This is a genomic window from Acidovorax cavernicola (genome assembly GCF_003581445.1).
Genome location: NZ_QXMN01000375.1, coordinates 1 through 526 on the forward strand (window position 1 = coordinate 1; position 526 = coordinate 526).

Consider the following 526-nt stretch of genomic DNA (forward strand, 5'->3'; position numbering starts at 1 on the left):
ACTGTTTTAGCCTTCCCACTTCGTTTCCCACTTAGCCAATTTTAGGGACCTTAGCTGGCGGTCTGGGTTGTTTCCCTCTTGAGTCCGGACGTTAGCACCCGGTGCTCTGTCTCCCAAGCTGTACTCTGCGGTATTCGGAGTTTGCATAGGTTTGGTAAGTCGCCATGACCCCCTAGCCTAAACAGTGCTCTACCCCCGCAGGTAATACTTGAGGCACTACCTAAATAGTTTTCGGAGAGAACCAGCTATTTCCAAGTTTGTTTAGCCTTTCACCCCTATCCACAGCTCATCCGCTAATTTTGCAACATTAGTCGGTTCGGACCTCCAGTACCTGTTACGGCACCTTCATCCTGGCCATGGATAGATCACTTGGTTTCGGGTCTACACCCAGCGACTGATTCGCCCTATTCGGACTCGATTTCTCTACGGCTTCCCTATTCGGTTAACCTTGCCACTGAATGTAAGTCGCTGACCCATTATACAAAAGGTACGCAGTCACCCTTGCGGGCTCCTACTTTTTGTAAGC

1 rRNA gene is annotated in these 526 nt (G+C 50.0%); it reads right to left on the reverse strand.

Features of this window, described 5'->3' with window-relative positions:
* A 23S ribosomal RNA gene (locus tag D3H34_RS33750) occupies positions 1 to 526 on the reverse strand; the annotation flags it as partial.